The sequence below is a fragment of the Aeromicrobium sp. EU05-FHT14F07 genome (assembly GCF_058790455.1).
Genome location: NZ_JBYTCR010000048.1, coordinates 1 through 702, shown reverse-complemented (window position 1 = coordinate 702; position 702 = coordinate 1). Strand labels below are relative to the sequence as shown.

Annotated in this window: 1 protein-coding gene; it reads right to left on the bottom strand. The window is 70.2% G+C overall.

The window, feature by feature from the left end:
* A partial coding sequence (locus tag AC3WRM_RS18415) for a tetratricopeptide repeat protein (RefSeq protein WP_492250003.1) occupies positions 1–702 on the bottom strand: 702 nt, incomplete at both ends.

The following is a 702-nucleotide window of genomic DNA, read 5'->3' as shown; positions in this document are numbered from 1 at the left end:
GAGTTCGTGTTCGAGTTGGGTGATGCGTTGGGGTGCGTCGGTGGTGTGGTGGGGGTCGGTGGCGATGACGCGGTGGAACCATTGGAGGGCTTCGTGGGTTTGGCCGGTGTGCGCGAGGGTGTCGGCGTAGGTGTATTTGAGGCGGGTGGCCCAGGGGGCGCGGGTGGTGGTGTGGAGGGGTTCGGTCTGGAGGAGTTGGAGGGCGGCTTGGTGTTGGCCGAGGTCTCGGCGGGCGCCGGCGATGACGATGGTGAGTTCGATGTTGCCGGTGTGGTCGAGGTGGGTGCGGGTGGTGGGGTTGTCGTAGGTGAGGGCTTGGGTGGGTCGGCCGAGGGCGCGTTCGCAGTCGGCCATCATGGGGGCGTAGAGGTGTTGGCCGTTGATGCGGCGGGCGGCGCGGAGTTCGGCGAGGGCTTGGGCGTAGTGGCCGGCTGCGTAGGCGGTTTCGCCGCAGGCTTCGCGGATGAGGGCGTTGCGGGGTGCGCGGGCGCGGGCGGCGAGGGCGTGGGCGTAGGCGGTCTCGGGGTCGTCGTGCAGGAGGAGTCCGGCCATGATGAGGTGGCGGGCGACGCGGTCGGCGAGCTTGGCGGGGAGGTTGGAGAGCTGGTCGCGGGCGTAGCGGTCGAGGTCGGTCGCGGCGATGTCCTCGGGGATGGGGGGTCCGTCGTAGGTCTTCTGGTCGGTGGTGCGTTCCTCCCGGTC